Origin of the sequence: Vibrio sp. 10N.247.311.12 (genome assembly GCF_041467515.1) — a bacterium.
In the GTDB taxonomy this organism is placed as follows: Bacteria; Pseudomonadota; Gammaproteobacteria; order Enterobacterales; family Vibrionaceae; genus Vibrio; species Vibrio crassostreae_C.
The window spans coordinates 1-13454 of record NZ_JBFSUV010000062.1 but is presented as its reverse complement, the minus strand read 5'-3'; the positions used below and the strand labels follow the sequence as shown (position 1 = coordinate 13454).

Here is a 13454-nt window from a genome sequence, read left to right as displayed (position 1 = left end):
GAACTAACGATTGGTATGATCTCACGTGCTTTAAACCAATAAAGCACGTGAGACTCGCTACGCGTTTTGAGACGCTAAGTGTATTTTCTTAGCGTGGCGAATCTTCTTCTCTTCCGCAACCGCAACGAATAGCAGTAACACGATACAAATGGCAGCTGACGTATCAAGCGCTGCGAACGTGCCTTTCCAACCCGTTAAGCCAAAAATAGGTGTGCCGTCTGCAATCATACCTAGGCCAAGTTTGGCAAAGCTGTCACCAATTAAGTAAGCAAATGTACCTTTCACGCCATCCGCAACGCTGATTGCTTTCTTAGGCACGAAACCTACTGCAGCAACACCAATCAGCAACTGAGGACCAAATACTAGGAAACCAAGCACAAACAGTGATGCTAGGTACATGAACTCACTGGTTGCATGCTGGTAGAACTCTAGCGAAACGATAATCAGGCCAAGCGATACACAAGCAACCAAAGCACGGCGTCCGTTCGCAAGGTCTGACAGATAACCCCACATTAACGTACCGACCAGTGCACCAACCTCAAACAGAGTGAAGCCTGAAATCGCGGTTTCTTTTGATAGACCTAGCTCTTGATACGCATAAACGGTAGACCATTGATCGATACCGATACGAACAATGTATAAGAAGATATTCGCGAAGCAGAGCAACCAGATCACTTTGTTTTTCAGGATGTATTCAACAAAGATCTCTTTCTTAGTCATTTGATTTTCTTCAGCAGCCGTATCTTCTTCGCTGACTTCTTCATCAAACAACTCTTCAACCGTACCTAGACCATAGGCTTCTGGAGAGTCATTACCAAAGCGCATACCAATAAAGCCAACCACAATCGCAATGATTGATGGGAACACGAACATACCGATCACGTTGCCATCAAAAAGGTAGTTAGCACCGAACAGAGCAACACCAGCGGCACCTGCGCCACCCACGTTGTGCGACATATTCCAAAGGCCTAAATAAGAACCACGCTTGTTACGAGGCGTCCATTTAGTGATGGTCGAGTAGCTTGAAGGACCGCCGGTACTTTGGAAGAAACCACTCAACGCATAGAAGGCAACCATCAAGAATAAGCTAGCACTGCCACCGCCCATACTGAAGCTGAAGCCCAACATAGCGATACCAGAAAGGACAAGCATGAATGGCAGGAACTGCTTGGTGTTTTTACCATCGGCATAATAGGAAACGACGGTTTTACCGATACCGTAAGTGATAGAGAAACCCAGACCGATAAGACCTAGATCCGTCATCGATAATCCATAAGTAGAAATCATGTCGTTTTGCGCGACATTGAAGTTCTTACGGATCAAATACATGGTTAGATAGCCAATGAACACGACGAGGTAAGATTGTAGGAATGGTTTAAACCACATTTTTCTTCTAGTTTCGACCGGAAGATCCAGCGTCGGTTTTCGAACCTGATCTAGGAACTTTAACATTGTGAACTCTCTTATTTTTTGTGAGGTCTGCACGGCATAATTGCGGCCATACATTGTTTGTTAGTTGACCGTGAAATAATAAGGAGTCTAAAAATCGACCGCATGAGAGAGGGTCTTAGAATAACTAGGAAAAATTCTTAGTTCAGAATTGGGAGTCAAGAAAGCGTGAACAGCATCACTTTGTTTACGGTCTGTTATGGATTGATATTACGATAACAAAAGTCACTCATTTCAGGGCTGACGAACCTTGTAAATAAACAGAAACGAGTGGATTACTTCACTAAAAAAACACCAGTATCGGTTCATCACCATAAAACTCCATGGTCATGGTGTGTCCGATACTGGTTCAGCATTCATTCTGATTAAAATAGATTCAATAGGCTTGTTACGTTTCGCGTGAATCGTACTACAGTCGCTTGCCGCTACCGTCTTCCCACATTACTTCACATTCATCTTTGATGGCAGCTTTTAATAATTCAACCAGTGGGAACGCTCGACTACCGATATTAACAGGCGCTTCAACCACCTCTTCTTCATTGTCGTCATCAGTATTTTCATGCTCTACGGACTTGCTCTGCTCTGCTGCAATAGCAGCACGTAGATTATCCAGAGCTTGAGGAACCTCTGAAGCATCCATAGCACCTGGGATGGAGCCGCTATGCCCAAGCACCTTGATGAACTGGAGGCCGACTTCACCAAACATCGTGACACTAGCATGAGCTTTACAACTAAAGGTAATTAACATAATGAGCCTTTCTTAATTTTGGTCGTTTACAAACTATGTGGAGTAACTCTCTGGAAAGCAAGTAGATAAACATCAAACAACGGTTACAAGTTTGATGCTTAAATCTAATCTTCTAGAGATGACCAGCACCATCGGTGATATACATCACTATTTGGAATTGATTGAACAGCCTTTCATATGAAACCTTGATAGTAGTCACACTAAATAGACATCTAAGCCTCTGCATAGCTTGTTATTTAATCTACTATTAACACCATTATCAAAAACTTTGGCACAAATCACATGAAAAGGCTCGTCGGCAGGCACCTAGAAGAAATGGCGGACATACGATCCACCCGCAAGCAAAAAATTGTCCACTCCTTTTCACTGACTGCCGCTGCGTTATTCATTTTCTATACTTGGGCTTACTTCGAAGGCCAACATTACACGCTGTCAATATTCGAATTGTGCTTCGCCATCATTGCCATTTCTAACGCTTTATATGTAAGAAAAGTCATCAATCCTGAGTATTCCGAATTGATTCTGAGTGGTGTTCTTCTAGTTCAGGGCGTCATCCTATTCTTGTACAGTCACGCCATCCCAGATCGCATCCTCTGGCTCTACCCAATTCTGGCCGCGGTCATTTTCATTAATGATTTCAGAATTGGCATAATCTTCAGCACCTCGTTTTGCCTGTTCATCAGCACCTTGATTACAGCAATGCCCAACAATTTTTCTTTACCATTTAACAGCACACACAGATTTTTCCTTAGCTTATTTACCATGAGCTTGGTGTGCCACACATCCGCCTATTACTACACAAAAGCCGTCAGTTATATTCAACGCCTGTATAAAGAAGGCATTGAAGATCTCGCTTACAGAGATCAGTTAACCGGCTTGGCAAACCGTTGGAGCTTTGAACGCTGGGCGACAGAAAAACTAGCCACCGTGGATAGTGAGCGATCACTTACGGCATTGGTCTTTTTGGATATAGATGACTTTAAAGGCATTAACGACAGCTACGGGCACGATGTGGGAGACAGTGTCTTACAGCATTTTGCCAATCGCTTGAGCAACAACATTCGAACCAGAGACAGAAAAAGCCATGAATACGATTATTCCATCGCGCGCTTTGCTGGAGACGAGTTTGTTCTGATGCTCTACGATGTGCCAACTCGTAAAGATCTAGACGGCATTCTAGATAGGATCTGCGGGCTGTTCGAAAGCGGCTGCCAAACAAACGAGAGAATCAAGGAATTGACGTTAAGTGTTGGGGTTGCTTTGTATCCGCAAGATGCCCAAGAATTACATGAGCTGACGAGATGTGCTGATAAAGCGATGTATGTTGCCAAGCATTCAGGAAAAAACCGATATGCTTATTATCACGACAACCCAGTATCGACCCTGATAGAAGAACTACCAACGAGCCTTGTTAGCTCAGCACCGGATTCATCTGAACTTGAAGATTGCTTTGAAGCGAAGATCGAAGGGAACAATGTTACGCTATTAAAAACGCGCCAACGCTAGCCATTCCTATAACGGAGCGGCGCTGCTAACCTGCAAGGTACATAAGCCAAAGACTCACTAACCCGATCATAATAATCCATATGACTTGACGTGTTCGGTTTGGGTTATTCCCTTTAGGTCGCCTCACCACGGTTTTAAAAGCGGCTTGCTTAGCTGACTGAATAAACGGCGCTTCTATCTCACGTTTTTTCACGCGGCGTTTAACCGCGCTGTTTGCAACCTCTGTAAAGCGCTGGCTTTGCTCCGTTGTAAAGTCGTTATCAAAACCTATCCGACCATGCCTTTCGCCATGTTTTTGCTGAACTGCCATAGCGGCCTCCTTGGCGATATACTCTCTATTGAGTATAGACATAATTTCATATTGTTACCTGTTCAAGATTTTCGAATAAGTCACTCAACGCTGTGCCATCTTCTTTTTAAATCAAATTACATAAACTACAGCTATTCAAGTTTATGAGGGTTTCAAAATGACGAATGTAAGAGCAGTAGATCATGTGATTACAGCACATGCCACCTCAGATGGTGATGGCGTCAAAATCCAACGACTCGCAGGTTTTAATAACGCACGTTTCTCTCCATTTTTAATGATTGATGAACTGAAGTCGGATGAAAGCAAAGACTATGTTGGCGGCTTTCCTCCACATCCTCACCGTGGGATAGAAACGCTCACTTACATGCTCCAAGGTCACTTCCAACACAAAGACCATATGGGGAATGTTGGAGAGCTACGCAGCGGTGGCGCTCAATGGATGGCCGCAGGCCGTGGTGTCATTCACAGCGAAATGCCAATGATGGAAGAAGGTGCGCTGCATGGTTTTCAGATTTGGATAAACCAACCTGCGACACACAAAATGCAGCCAGCTCAGTATCACGATTTCCAAAGTGAAAGCATCGCGGAGCATCAAAGTGAACAAAGTGGTTTGTTAAGAGTGATTGCCGGAGGGTTTGAACTGCACAACCAAACTGACAAGGATTCAGAGGCTTTACGAGCGCAGGGTCCATTACAGAAAACAGGTGTGCCATTAAGCGTTGCGGATTGGCGCTCTCATTCTGGGCAAAAAGTGACGTTAGGGACTAATGTTAATCACAATGCCATGACTTATGTGTACCGAGGCAGCATTAAGATTGGCGACAAAGTGATCAAGCAAGGTCAGCTTGCCCTGCTCACCAAAGCTGAATGGATTTCTTTAGACAGCTTAGAAGATTCAGGTGTACTGGTTTTTTCTGGTGAACCGATTAATGAACCTGTTGTGCACTATGGTCCGTTCGTCATGAATTCAATGGAAGAGATTGAACAGACGATTCAGGATTACAACAACGGCGTATTTGAGACTTACTGATTTACCAATGTCTGTCTTTGAGCTTTGAATTGAAGATTGAAGATTGAAGATTGAAAAGATTTTGCAACGAACAACGATTTGGTCATCCATTTGATGACTGCAAAAACAAGTGACACTATCCACTGCCGGTTACTATCACTTATTTAACCACGCTCCTAGAGCGTGGTTTTTTTCTATTAAATCAGAGACCAACGGTGCCCTAATTAAACGAATTTAGAGCGAGTTACAGATATTCACACAGGTAAGCTGTCGCTTCTTTTACCTGTAGGTCGAATGAAGAATCACCCGCAACGTCAAAAGACTCACCAGATTGGTATGTCGTCCAGTCATCATCGCCAACACGCTTTACAATTAAAGCACCTTTAACAACGGTCATCTTTTCTGGAGCCGCAGTACCGAATGTGTATTCGCCAGCTGCCATCACACCAACACTCACATCAGCGCCTGCTTGGTTAAACGCTAACGACTTAACGCCACCTTCAAAGTATGTGTTTTCTTTAATCATTGTACTTCCTTGTTATCTCAAAATTGCAATTATTGGACTCAACGAATGAGCCTATGCGTAAATCTAGGTGACAATTGTTTTAACCAATTCGAGACTGTCCTACAAGAAATAAATACGCATAGCTTAGGCATTTCTTGAATTCGCTTTCATTGACAACGTAAATATCAAGGAATCAGGCAAAAAATCGCCAACGCAACCAAATTTATTGGAACATTCGATCCTGCTTCTAACTCTTATAACAATTTTTGCAAACTAAGGTTTTAGTTAATAGAATCTAAAATAATATCAGTGGGAAAATGAAGAGATAATGGCAAAAAAGTCGATCAAAAGCAGAGATTTATTTGCCAACTCGTTACTCTACAGCTTCCTATTAGCTGGCTTTATGATTGCCCTCACCGCGGGCTATTTTGCTTACCAAGCCCACCAACAATCTGTCAGCCCAAGCAATGTCTATGGCACATGGATAGAGATTGCAGCACCACCTTACAATACAGATACCCTGACACTTTCAGATAATGGTGTGATGATGAATCATCGCCTCATTGCTACCTCGTTTGATTTTGATGGCAAGATTGTCACGATCAGCACAGGCTCTGGAACCACCGTTTACACCATCAGTGGTACTTACGATTCTCCTCGCTTGAAGCGACTAGAGCCAAGCGTACCATCTCAGCAATTTATTAAAGAAGGCTACGAGGATACTGCAGTTGGTGATACCCACAGTGTGATGCAACAAAGACGGGCTTCTTTAGCCGAGCAATTCAAAAGATAATCCCCTTCTCAGTCTTCCAAATAACAGTCTTCTCCGTAAAAAGTATTCTCCACATCACTACTTTCATATTTACCTACCGATCTGCACCGCTCACCCAGCACACTTCGCTTTGTGATACTGCTTCAACTTGCGATATTTTCCTATCATTTGTCGCATCTTTGCATAACTTCATGTCGTGGATTTTAACTTATGAGATTTTCATTCTGAAGGACGTTTTATTTTATAAAATATGGACTCAGCCTCTCACTCATTAAGCAACAGAATTGTAACGAAACAATATTTTTTAGTTGTCCATCGAAAACGGATTTATTTTCAGTTATAAAATTAAAACTCTCTCGAATACTGACTGGGAAGCTCCTTCAAAACTGATTGGAGCCGTTTATGGGGCCATTTGGTTCTCGTAACCTTCAAGGAATGAGAGAAATAGTATGATTCGTATTAATACCTGTGCGGCAAGCATTGCTCTAGCGCTATCAGGTACAGCATTAGCTGCACCAACAGCACCTAGCATCGACATGTACGGTTCCAACAACCTACAGTTTTCTAAAATTGAACTCGCGATGGAAACGACTTCTGGTTATAACCAGATGGTTAAATATCACGACAAAGCAAAGGTCGACGTTAAATTCAACCAATGGAGCGGAACGTCAGGAAACACTTACAACATCTACTTTGATGGCGTTAAAGTGGCCACTGGCCCTATAACTGGCAGCCAAACGACAGCTTCATTCGAATACGGCCAAGGCGGCTTATTTCAAATGGAAATTGAAGCGTGTGACGAAACAGGCTGTGCCAAGAGTGCACCCGCTCAGATCACAATCGCAGATACCGATGGCTCACACCTAGCGCCGCTTGCGATGAATGTGGACCCGAACAACAAGTCATACAACACAGATCCAAACACGGTAGTAGGTACTTACTTTGTTGAGTGGGGTATCTATGGCCGTGATTACACAGTCGATAACCTACCCGCTGATAACTTGACCCATATCCTTTATGGCTTCATCCCAATTTGTGGTCCTAATGAATCAGTGAAATCAGTAGGCGGTAACAGCTACAACGCACTCATGACAGCCTGTCAGGGTGTTAATGATTACGAAGTAGTAATCCATGACCCATGGGCCGCTTTCCAGAAGAGTTTCCCTCAAGCGGGCCACGAATACAGCTCACCGATCAAGGGTAACTACGCAATGATGATGGCGCTCAAACAGCGTAATCCTGATTTGAAGATCATCCCATCGATTGGTGGTTGGACACTGTCTGACCCGTTCTTCGATTTCACAACCAAAGCGAACCGCGACACGTTCGTTGCATCGGTTAAGAAATTCCTCAACACATGGAAATTCTACGACGGTGTCGATATCGATTGGGAATTCCCTGGTGGAGGCGGTGCTGCTCCCGATCTTGGTGACCCTGTGAATGACGGCCCTGCTTACATTGCATTGATGGCAGAACTGCGCGTTATGTTGGATGAGCTAGAAGCTGAGAACGGCCGTACTTACGAGCTAACATCAGCGATCGGTGTTGGTCACGATAAGATTGAAGACGTGAACTACGGCGATGCTATCCAATACATGGATTACATCTTCGCAATGACTTACGACTTCTACGGCGGTTGGAACAACGTCTTAGGTCACCAAACAGCACTCAACTGCGGTAACTTCATGCGCCCTGGTCAATGTGATGGCACAGGCCTTGATGAAAATGGCGAACAGTACACTGGCCCTGCTTACACCACTGACAACGGCATCCAATTGCTGCTTGAGCAAGGTGTTCCAGCGAACAAACTTGTGGTTGGTACAGCGATGTACGGTCGTGGTTGGGAAGGCGTATTACCATCATCACTTTCAGATCCAAGCGACCCAATGACTGGCGTAGGTAATGGCAAACTGACTGGCAGCTCTGCTCAGGGTGTATGGGAAGATGGCGTTATCGATTACAAAGGCATTAAAGCGAACATGCTTGGTGCAAACAACCAAGGCATCAACGGCTTTGAATATGGCTACGACGAAATGGCAGAAGCGCCTTACGTTTGGAACCGTACTTCAGGTCAGCTAATCACATTTGATGATGATCGCTCAGTAAAAGCAAAAGGCGCATACGTTCGTAGCCTTGGCCTTGCGGGTCTATTCTCTTGGGAAATTGATGCGGATAACGGCGATATCCTCAACGCGATGCATGAAGGTCTTGCAGGTGGAACTACTGATCCTGTCAACCGTAAACCAACCGCAGCAGCGGGCGCAGACCTATCGGTTGAAGGCCCAGCTTCTGTTTCTCTAGACGGTAGCGCTTCAAAAGACAGCGACGGGACGATTGCGAGCTATGCTTGGTCACAAGTAAGCGGAACAGCCGTAACTCTGGCCAACGCGAATGCGGCTGTTTCAAGCTTCGATGTGGTTGAAGTCGCTCAACAAGAAGTACTCACGTTCAGCCTAACGGTAACTGATAACGAAGGTGCTACTGCAACTGACACCGTTGTTGTAACGGTAACTCCTAAAGACACAGGTCCAGTTAATACCGCTCCAGTAGCTGTGGTTACGGCTCCGACTGAAGTGAATGCGGGTGATGTAGTCGTGGTTGATGCTTCGGCTTCGAGCGATGCAGACCAAGACACACTGACCTTCACATGGGATGTACCTGCTGGTATTGATGCAACGGTTCAAGGTTCTTCAGTAAGCTTTGTGGCGGCGGAATACACGCAAGACACGGTACTGAACTTCTCTGTAACAGTTAGCGATGGCACTGATGCATCAGTAGCGGCTACTACAGTAAAAGTTCTTAAGAAAACCACAGGCGGCGGTACGTGTACTAATGCTTGGGATTCAGGCGCGGTTTACACTGGCGGTGACCAAGTAACTCAAGGCGGTAAAGTTTGGGAAGCGAAGTGGTGGACAACAGGTGAAGATCCAACAACGACAGGCCAATGGGGCGTGTGGAAAGAGATCGGTCCTGCAAGCTGCTAACTAAAAATAGTGCTTAGTTAAATACTGACTAAGCATCAACTAAATCCCTAAAACAAAGGCCAACCAGATACTGTCTGGTTGGCCTTTTTATTTATGTTTTCTGAGTTTTGAGCTTACGATCTTTTTACGGGCGTTCTACTGACTTGCGCTCATTAGACTTAGCCAATTAAGTTATCAAAGCTCTCGAATACTTGTGGGCACTTCATTACTCGCCCGTGACCCTGTCCTTGAGTCGCAATCAAGGTAACGCGACCCATTTCATTAGCAGCACGCTGAGACACATCAAACTTAGTAAACTTGTCTTGCTCATCATGAACGATGATCGTCTGAGACTCACGAAGCGCTAGCTTTCCATAGGGATCAACAGACTGAATTGGGTAGTTAAACTGCTCTTCGACTTCTCCGACTACCGCCTCAAACAGTTTCATTGAGTAACCAGAACGCGCAACGCTGCCAAATAGGTTTTCTAGATAATCCAGTACAGGTGCAATAAGCAATAATGGCTTGTTTTCCAATTTAACGTGCTTACATTCCAACGCAGAAGCGGTACCCATACTGTGACCGACCAAACCTGCCACTTCCCCCACCGAATCTAGAACAGCTTCTAAACCATTCACAAACGCTGGGATATGACCATGCACGCCATCGCTGCCACCATGAGCAGGATGATCGTAAGCCATTGCAGTAAAGCCTTTAGCAGCGATGTGTTCCATCAAAGGAAAGAACTGACTCGCGGTGCCTGACCAACCGTGGGTCAGAACCCAAACTGGACCCGTGCCCAAAGAATACGTTTTTAAGACGCCATCACGACCTTTGATTTCACTCTTGATAAGCCCTTGCGGATCGGCATTTTTCTGCTCAGTACGCATTGGAGTGAGCAGCAGCTTACGTGCCGTTTTCTTCGCATGACTTGGCGCTAAAATGTAGTGCAGATTGGTTGTAGCGCCAATCAAGCTACGCTTGAAGCTGAATTTGTTCGATGTATTGAAATAGATTTTGTCACTCATGACCGTTCCTTGTATCGCCATCATTATTGGCGGATCGAGCTCGGCCCTAAAAATCGAACGACCGTGCTATTTGTTAGTATAAAAAATGACGATAGCGCTGTTTATGATTGCTTGCCGCCACTTCTGTTAAAATCTTTTGCAAACCTTAGTTAAGCAAAGTCACATGATTTGCGAGTTAACCTGCTGTATGTATTAAACCGCTCTCCAACTGGCTACCAAGCGCTCGACACCACTCCAAAAATGAGTGTGGCTGGCTTGTTGGCCTCGTAATGAGTAGAACAAGTTCGCACTCAAATAAAGACCGTATAACTCGAAGGTTGCCTGTTTCGGGTCTAAATCGGCTCTGAATTGTTTGCTCTCAACCGCTTTTGCTACCTGAATCGTCAAGTAATCAATCCACACTGAAATGGTTTTCTGCAGTGCCTTCTGAATCACAGAGGTTTCGCTACCTGCATCTTTCCAAGCGTCAATAAACATGCAGCTGCCTTGGAACGAGTGGTTCCAGCCCAGCCAGTTATCGAGCAGTTGTTTAAGCTTGGCTTCAATATCACCGTCGCCCAACTCTCTCGCCGGAATGATGACTCTTTCAGTGAATATGGCGTTGGAATACTCGAGTACAGAGAGTTGCAGGTTCTCTTTAGAGTTGAAGTGCGCAAACAAGCCACTCTTAGACATACCACACTGCTTAGCTAATTCGCCAATCGTCAAACTCTCGAGACCATTCTCACTCGCAAGTGCAAATGCATGGCTCAAAATATACTCTTTGGTTATCTTTCCTTTGCTCATTATTCACCAATAATAAATCTGATGCTTTATTTTTAGCACGTTCGTACTTTTTTTCAAGTTTTTTACTTAACCCTTGGTATTCATTTTGTATTATCAAAGAATTGTGGAAAAATGCGACAGTATTCAAAGGAAATTGAAATCGACTAACAAAGGAAAAAGAATGAACACACTTTGGGAACAGTTTGCGTTTTCGGCGTCAGTAACAGGCCCTATCTGTTTAATGCTGTTTCTCGGTGTGATGCTCAAGCGAATCGGCTTAATCAATGACAATTTCATTGATGTCGCATCTAAGGTGGTCTTTCAAGTCACCCTACCCGCGATGCTATTTCTGAGTATTGTTCAATCGAATCACAACTTTTCAGCCAGTAGCGCGTTAGTTGCCTTTGGCGTCATCGCTAACTTTATCTTTTTCTTGTTCACGATTTTCTCGACCAAGTTAGTATTTAAAGGTTCGAAAGATCAAGGTGTGATTGTCCAAGGTGGATTCCGCGCTAATACCGCGATCATCGGCCTCGCCTATGTAGCTAATATTTATGGTAACCAAGGCGTGGCATTGGCGGCTATCTATGTCGCATCCCTAACCGTGCTATATAACATTCAAGCCGTAATTGCACTGACACCCAAGGGCGAAGACACAGGCGCGAAAGCGATTAAAGTGATCGCTAAGTCGATTACCAAAAACCCATTGATCATCGCTATTTTCTTAGCGGTCGTCTTCTATGCACTTTCGATTCCTATCCCAAAAATGGTCACTGATGCTGGTCAATATTTTGCCAACATGACGTTGCCTTTAGCACTGCTGTGTACCGGTGGGTCGCTCGATATCAGCTCGCTCAAACAAGAAAAGTTATCGACGTGGTTTGCCTCTAGCTACAAGTTAATTGCCTCACCGTTACTGATTACATTGGCGGCTGGGTACTTAGGATTTGAAGGGCTCGATCTCGGGCTTATCTTCTTGATGAGCGCGGCACCAACGGCAGCGGCAAGCTACGTTATGGCTCGTGCGATGGGAGGAAACTCAACACTGGCGGCTAACATCATCGCGCTTACTACTGTTGTTTCTCTTATCACTTGTACTCTCGGTATTTTTGTACTTACTGCAATGGATTTAATATAGCTGCGACAGGCTTCAAATAATCAATACAAGCCTTAAAACAAAGGTCGCAACCCTTGATTTAGCGCTAACTGATTCAATAAAAAGGCTGTTAGATTCTACGAAAATTTTCTTAGAGATCTGATATGTCTTCCGTTCAACATACGCCTTCACAACACATCGCCAGTATTGAGTTGGGTCGAGTGATTGCTATCTTGGCGATCATTGGCTTACATGGCCAAGTGGCACTTACTTATTGGCAAATCGATGAAGTGCCTTGGATTGGCTATGTGCTTAACCAAGCCGCTCGCTTCGCTGTGCCTCTTTTCTTCCTTATCTCAGGTTATCTGATTCAACCTAAGCTCACTGCCTTACCTTGGACAACCGTGGTCAACTACTCGAAACCACTCCTCAAGGTTTGGGTGGTTTGGAGCATCATTTGCCTAGTCATGCCATTCAACCTCGCGAAGGTGGAAGAGTTCGGTTACTTAGGCGAACGCCAAGACTATTGGGGTTTCTTAATGAACACCCCGCTCAACTCTTTCTTAGAGGGTGGATTGGTTCATTTATGGTTTATTCCCGCTCTGGTTTGTGCCGTTTTGATCATCGCTTTGATAGTCGAAATGAAACTCGAAAAACTGCTATTACCAACGGCAATTGCACTTTACGTCTATGGTGTTTTAGCGGGCAGCTACGCGAACTTGACCGAACTCTGCGCACCTTTCTTTACTCGTAACGGCCCGTTCTTTAGCACGTTAATGGTGACCTTAGGTTTCCTCATTCGTCAGAATCAATGGAAGGTGTCATCAACTAAAGCGTTGGGGTTATTAGCGTTAGGCATGTTGATTCATTTTGCTGAGGCATCATGGCTCACCACGTTCGACGTCGGATTCAACATGAATGATTTCTTGTTTGGCACGGCGCTATGGGGGATGGGCGTGTTCATGTGGCTTTTAGCAAATCCAAACATGGGTAACTACGCTTGGGTTCGCGCCATTTCAAATCGCATGCTAGGTATCTACGTCAGCCATTTGCTGATCATTATCGTGTTGTTCAATGTCTGTGGAGTTTTAGGCATTACGGAATTGGCAAAAGACGTTACGGTATTTTTTGGCACCGTATTGTTGAGCTTCGGGTTAGTTGTTGGAATCGAAAAAACACCACTGCGACGTGTGCTGCTTCGTTAGTGTTTGTGCCTAACATCATCAGCTAAATCAGTTTTAAAGAGTCACAATCGAGTAGGAGGAGGCCTCACGGCCTCCGTCCTCTCACACCACCGTACAAG

General features: G+C 44.7%; 12 protein-coding genes. 6 read left to right on the top strand and 6 right to left on the bottom strand.

What is annotated here, in order from left to right:
- Positions 1-57 precede the first annotated feature (57 nt).
- Together uhpT and AB6E30_RS20780 are read right to left on the bottom strand one after the other, a co-directional pair.
- On the bottom strand, positions 58-1452 hold the full coding sequence (gene uhpT, locus AB6E30_RS20785; RefSeq protein WP_017061544.1) for a hexose-6-phosphate:phosphate antiporter: 1395 nt from the start codon (positions 1450-1452) through the stop codon (positions 58-60).
- A gap of 406 nt (positions 1453-1858) precedes the next feature.
- Positions 1859-2197: a DUF1840 domain-containing protein gene (locus AB6E30_RS20780; RefSeq protein WP_372082914.1), complete on the bottom strand. Its 339-nt coding sequence runs from the start codon at positions 2195-2197 to the stop codon at positions 1859-1861.
- Positions 2198-2512: 315 nt separating this feature from the next.
- Here AB6E30_RS20780 and AB6E30_RS20775 point away from each other — a divergent pair, with 315 nt between their 5' ends.
- Positions 2513-3703 carry a GGDEF domain-containing protein gene (locus tag AB6E30_RS20775; RefSeq protein WP_372082976.1) on the top strand — a complete coding sequence of 397 codons (1191 nt, stop codon included), beginning with the start codon at positions 2513-2515 and terminating at the stop codon, positions 3701-3703.
- Between the two features lie 25 nt (positions 3704-3728).
- Here AB6E30_RS20775 and AB6E30_RS20770 read toward each other — a convergent pair whose 3' ends face one another.
- Complete coding sequence (locus AB6E30_RS20770; protein ID WP_017061541.1) at positions 3729-4013, bottom strand: hypothetical protein; 285 nt, start codon at positions 4011-4013, stop codon at positions 3729-3731.
- 157 nt (positions 4014-4170) lie between these two features.
- Here AB6E30_RS20770 and AB6E30_RS20765 point away from each other — a divergent pair, with 157 nt between their 5' ends.
- Positions 4171-5043 carry a pirin family protein gene (locus tag AB6E30_RS20765; RefSeq protein ID WP_372082913.1) on the top strand — a complete coding sequence of 291 codons (873 nt, stop codon included), beginning with the start codon at positions 4171-4173 and terminating at the stop codon, positions 5041-5043.
- Positions 5044-5266: 223 nt separating this feature from the next.
- On the opposite strand, the gene AB6E30_RS20760 is transcribed toward AB6E30_RS20765, so the two are convergent.
- Positions 5267-5548, bottom strand: coding sequence for a pyrimidine/purine nucleoside phosphorylase (locus AB6E30_RS20760; protein WP_017089998.1), 282 nt, complete (start codon positions 5546-5548; stop codon positions 5267-5269).
- 307 nt (positions 5549-5855) lie between these two features.
- On the opposite strand from AB6E30_RS20760, the gene AB6E30_RS20755 reads away from it, so the two are divergent.
- Positions 5856-6320 (top strand): DUF2850 domain-containing protein, encoded by a 465-nt coding sequence (locus AB6E30_RS20755; protein ID WP_017094226.1) that lies wholly within the window; start codon positions 5856-5858, stop codon positions 6318-6320.
- 428 nt (positions 6321-6748) lie between these two features.
- Positions 6749-9283: a glycosyl hydrolase family 18 protein gene (locus tag AB6E30_RS20750; RefSeq protein WP_372105079.1), complete on the top strand. Its 2535-nt coding sequence runs from the start codon at positions 6749-6751 to the stop codon at positions 9281-9283.
- 158 nt (positions 9284-9441) lie between these two features.
- On the opposite strand, the gene AB6E30_RS20745 is transcribed toward AB6E30_RS20750, so the two are convergent.
- Positions 9442-10290, bottom strand: a complete 849-nt coding sequence (locus tag AB6E30_RS20745; protein WP_076648613.1) for an alpha/beta hydrolase — start codon at positions 10288-10290, stop codon at positions 9442-9444.
- A 192-nt stretch (positions 10291-10482) separates the two neighbouring features.
- Positions 10483-11076, bottom strand: coding sequence for a TetR/AcrR family transcriptional regulator (locus AB6E30_RS20740; protein WP_017067240.1), 594 nt, complete (start codon positions 11074-11076; stop codon positions 10483-10485).
- Positions 11077-11236: 160 nt separating this feature from the next.
- On the opposite strand from AB6E30_RS20740, the gene AB6E30_RS20735 reads away from it, so the two are divergent.
- Together AB6E30_RS20735 and AB6E30_RS20730 are read left to right on the top strand one after the other, a co-directional pair.
- Positions 11237-12193, top strand: coding sequence for an AEC family transporter (locus AB6E30_RS20735; protein WP_017072390.1), 957 nt, complete (start codon positions 11237-11239; stop codon positions 12191-12193).
- Between the two features lie 122 nt (positions 12194-12315).
- The gene (locus AB6E30_RS20730; protein WP_372105077.1) at positions 12316-13356 is read left to right on the top strand and encodes an acyltransferase; all 1041 of its coding nucleotides are present in this window, start codon (positions 12316-12318) and stop codon (positions 13354-13356) included.
- The last annotated feature ends 98 nt before the right edge of the window (positions 13357-13454 follow it).

Excerpts from the sequence above, each read along its gene's own strand:
- uhpT (WP_017061544.1), bottom strand. The coding sequence starts at position 1,452 with ATGTTAAAGTTCCTAGATCAGGTTCGAAAACCGACGCTGGATCTTCCG.
- AB6E30_RS20780 (WP_372082914.1), bottom strand. The coding sequence starts at position 2,197 with ATGTTAATTACCTTTAGTTGTAAAGCTCATGCTAGTGTCACGATGTTT.
- AB6E30_RS20775 (WP_372082976.1), top strand. The coding sequence starts at position 2,513 with ATGGCGGACATACGATCCACCCGCAAGCAAAAAATTGTCCACTCCTTT.
- AB6E30_RS20770 (WP_017061541.1), bottom strand. The coding sequence starts at position 4,013 with ATGGCAGTTCAGCAAAAACATGGCGAAAGGCATGGTCGGATAGGTTTT.
- AB6E30_RS20765 (WP_372082913.1), top strand. The coding sequence starts at position 4,171 with ATGACGAATGTAAGAGCAGTAGATCATGTGATTACAGCACATGCCACC.
- AB6E30_RS20760 (WP_017089998.1), bottom strand. The coding sequence starts at position 5,548 with ATGATTAAAGAAAACACATACTTTGAAGGTGGCGTTAAGTCGTTAGCG.
- AB6E30_RS20755 (WP_017094226.1), top strand. The coding sequence starts at position 5,856 with ATGGCAAAAAAGTCGATCAAAAGCAGAGATTTATTTGCCAACTCGTTA.
- AB6E30_RS20750 (WP_372105079.1), top strand. The coding sequence starts at position 6,749 with ATGATTCGTATTAATACCTGTGCGGCAAGCATTGCTCTAGCGCTATCA.
- AB6E30_RS20745 (WP_076648613.1), bottom strand. The coding sequence starts at position 10,290 with ATGAGTGACAAAATCTATTTCAATACATCGAACAAATTCAGCTTCAAG.
- AB6E30_RS20740 (WP_017067240.1), bottom strand. The coding sequence starts at position 11,076 with ATGAGCAAAGGAAAGATAACCAAAGAGTATATTTTGAGCCATGCATTT.
- AB6E30_RS20735 (WP_017072390.1), top strand. The coding sequence starts at position 11,237 with ATGAACACACTTTGGGAACAGTTTGCGTTTTCGGCGTCAGTAACAGGC.
- AB6E30_RS20730 (WP_372105077.1), top strand. The coding sequence starts at position 12,316 with ATGTCTTCCGTTCAACATACGCCTTCACAACACATCGCCAGTATTGAG.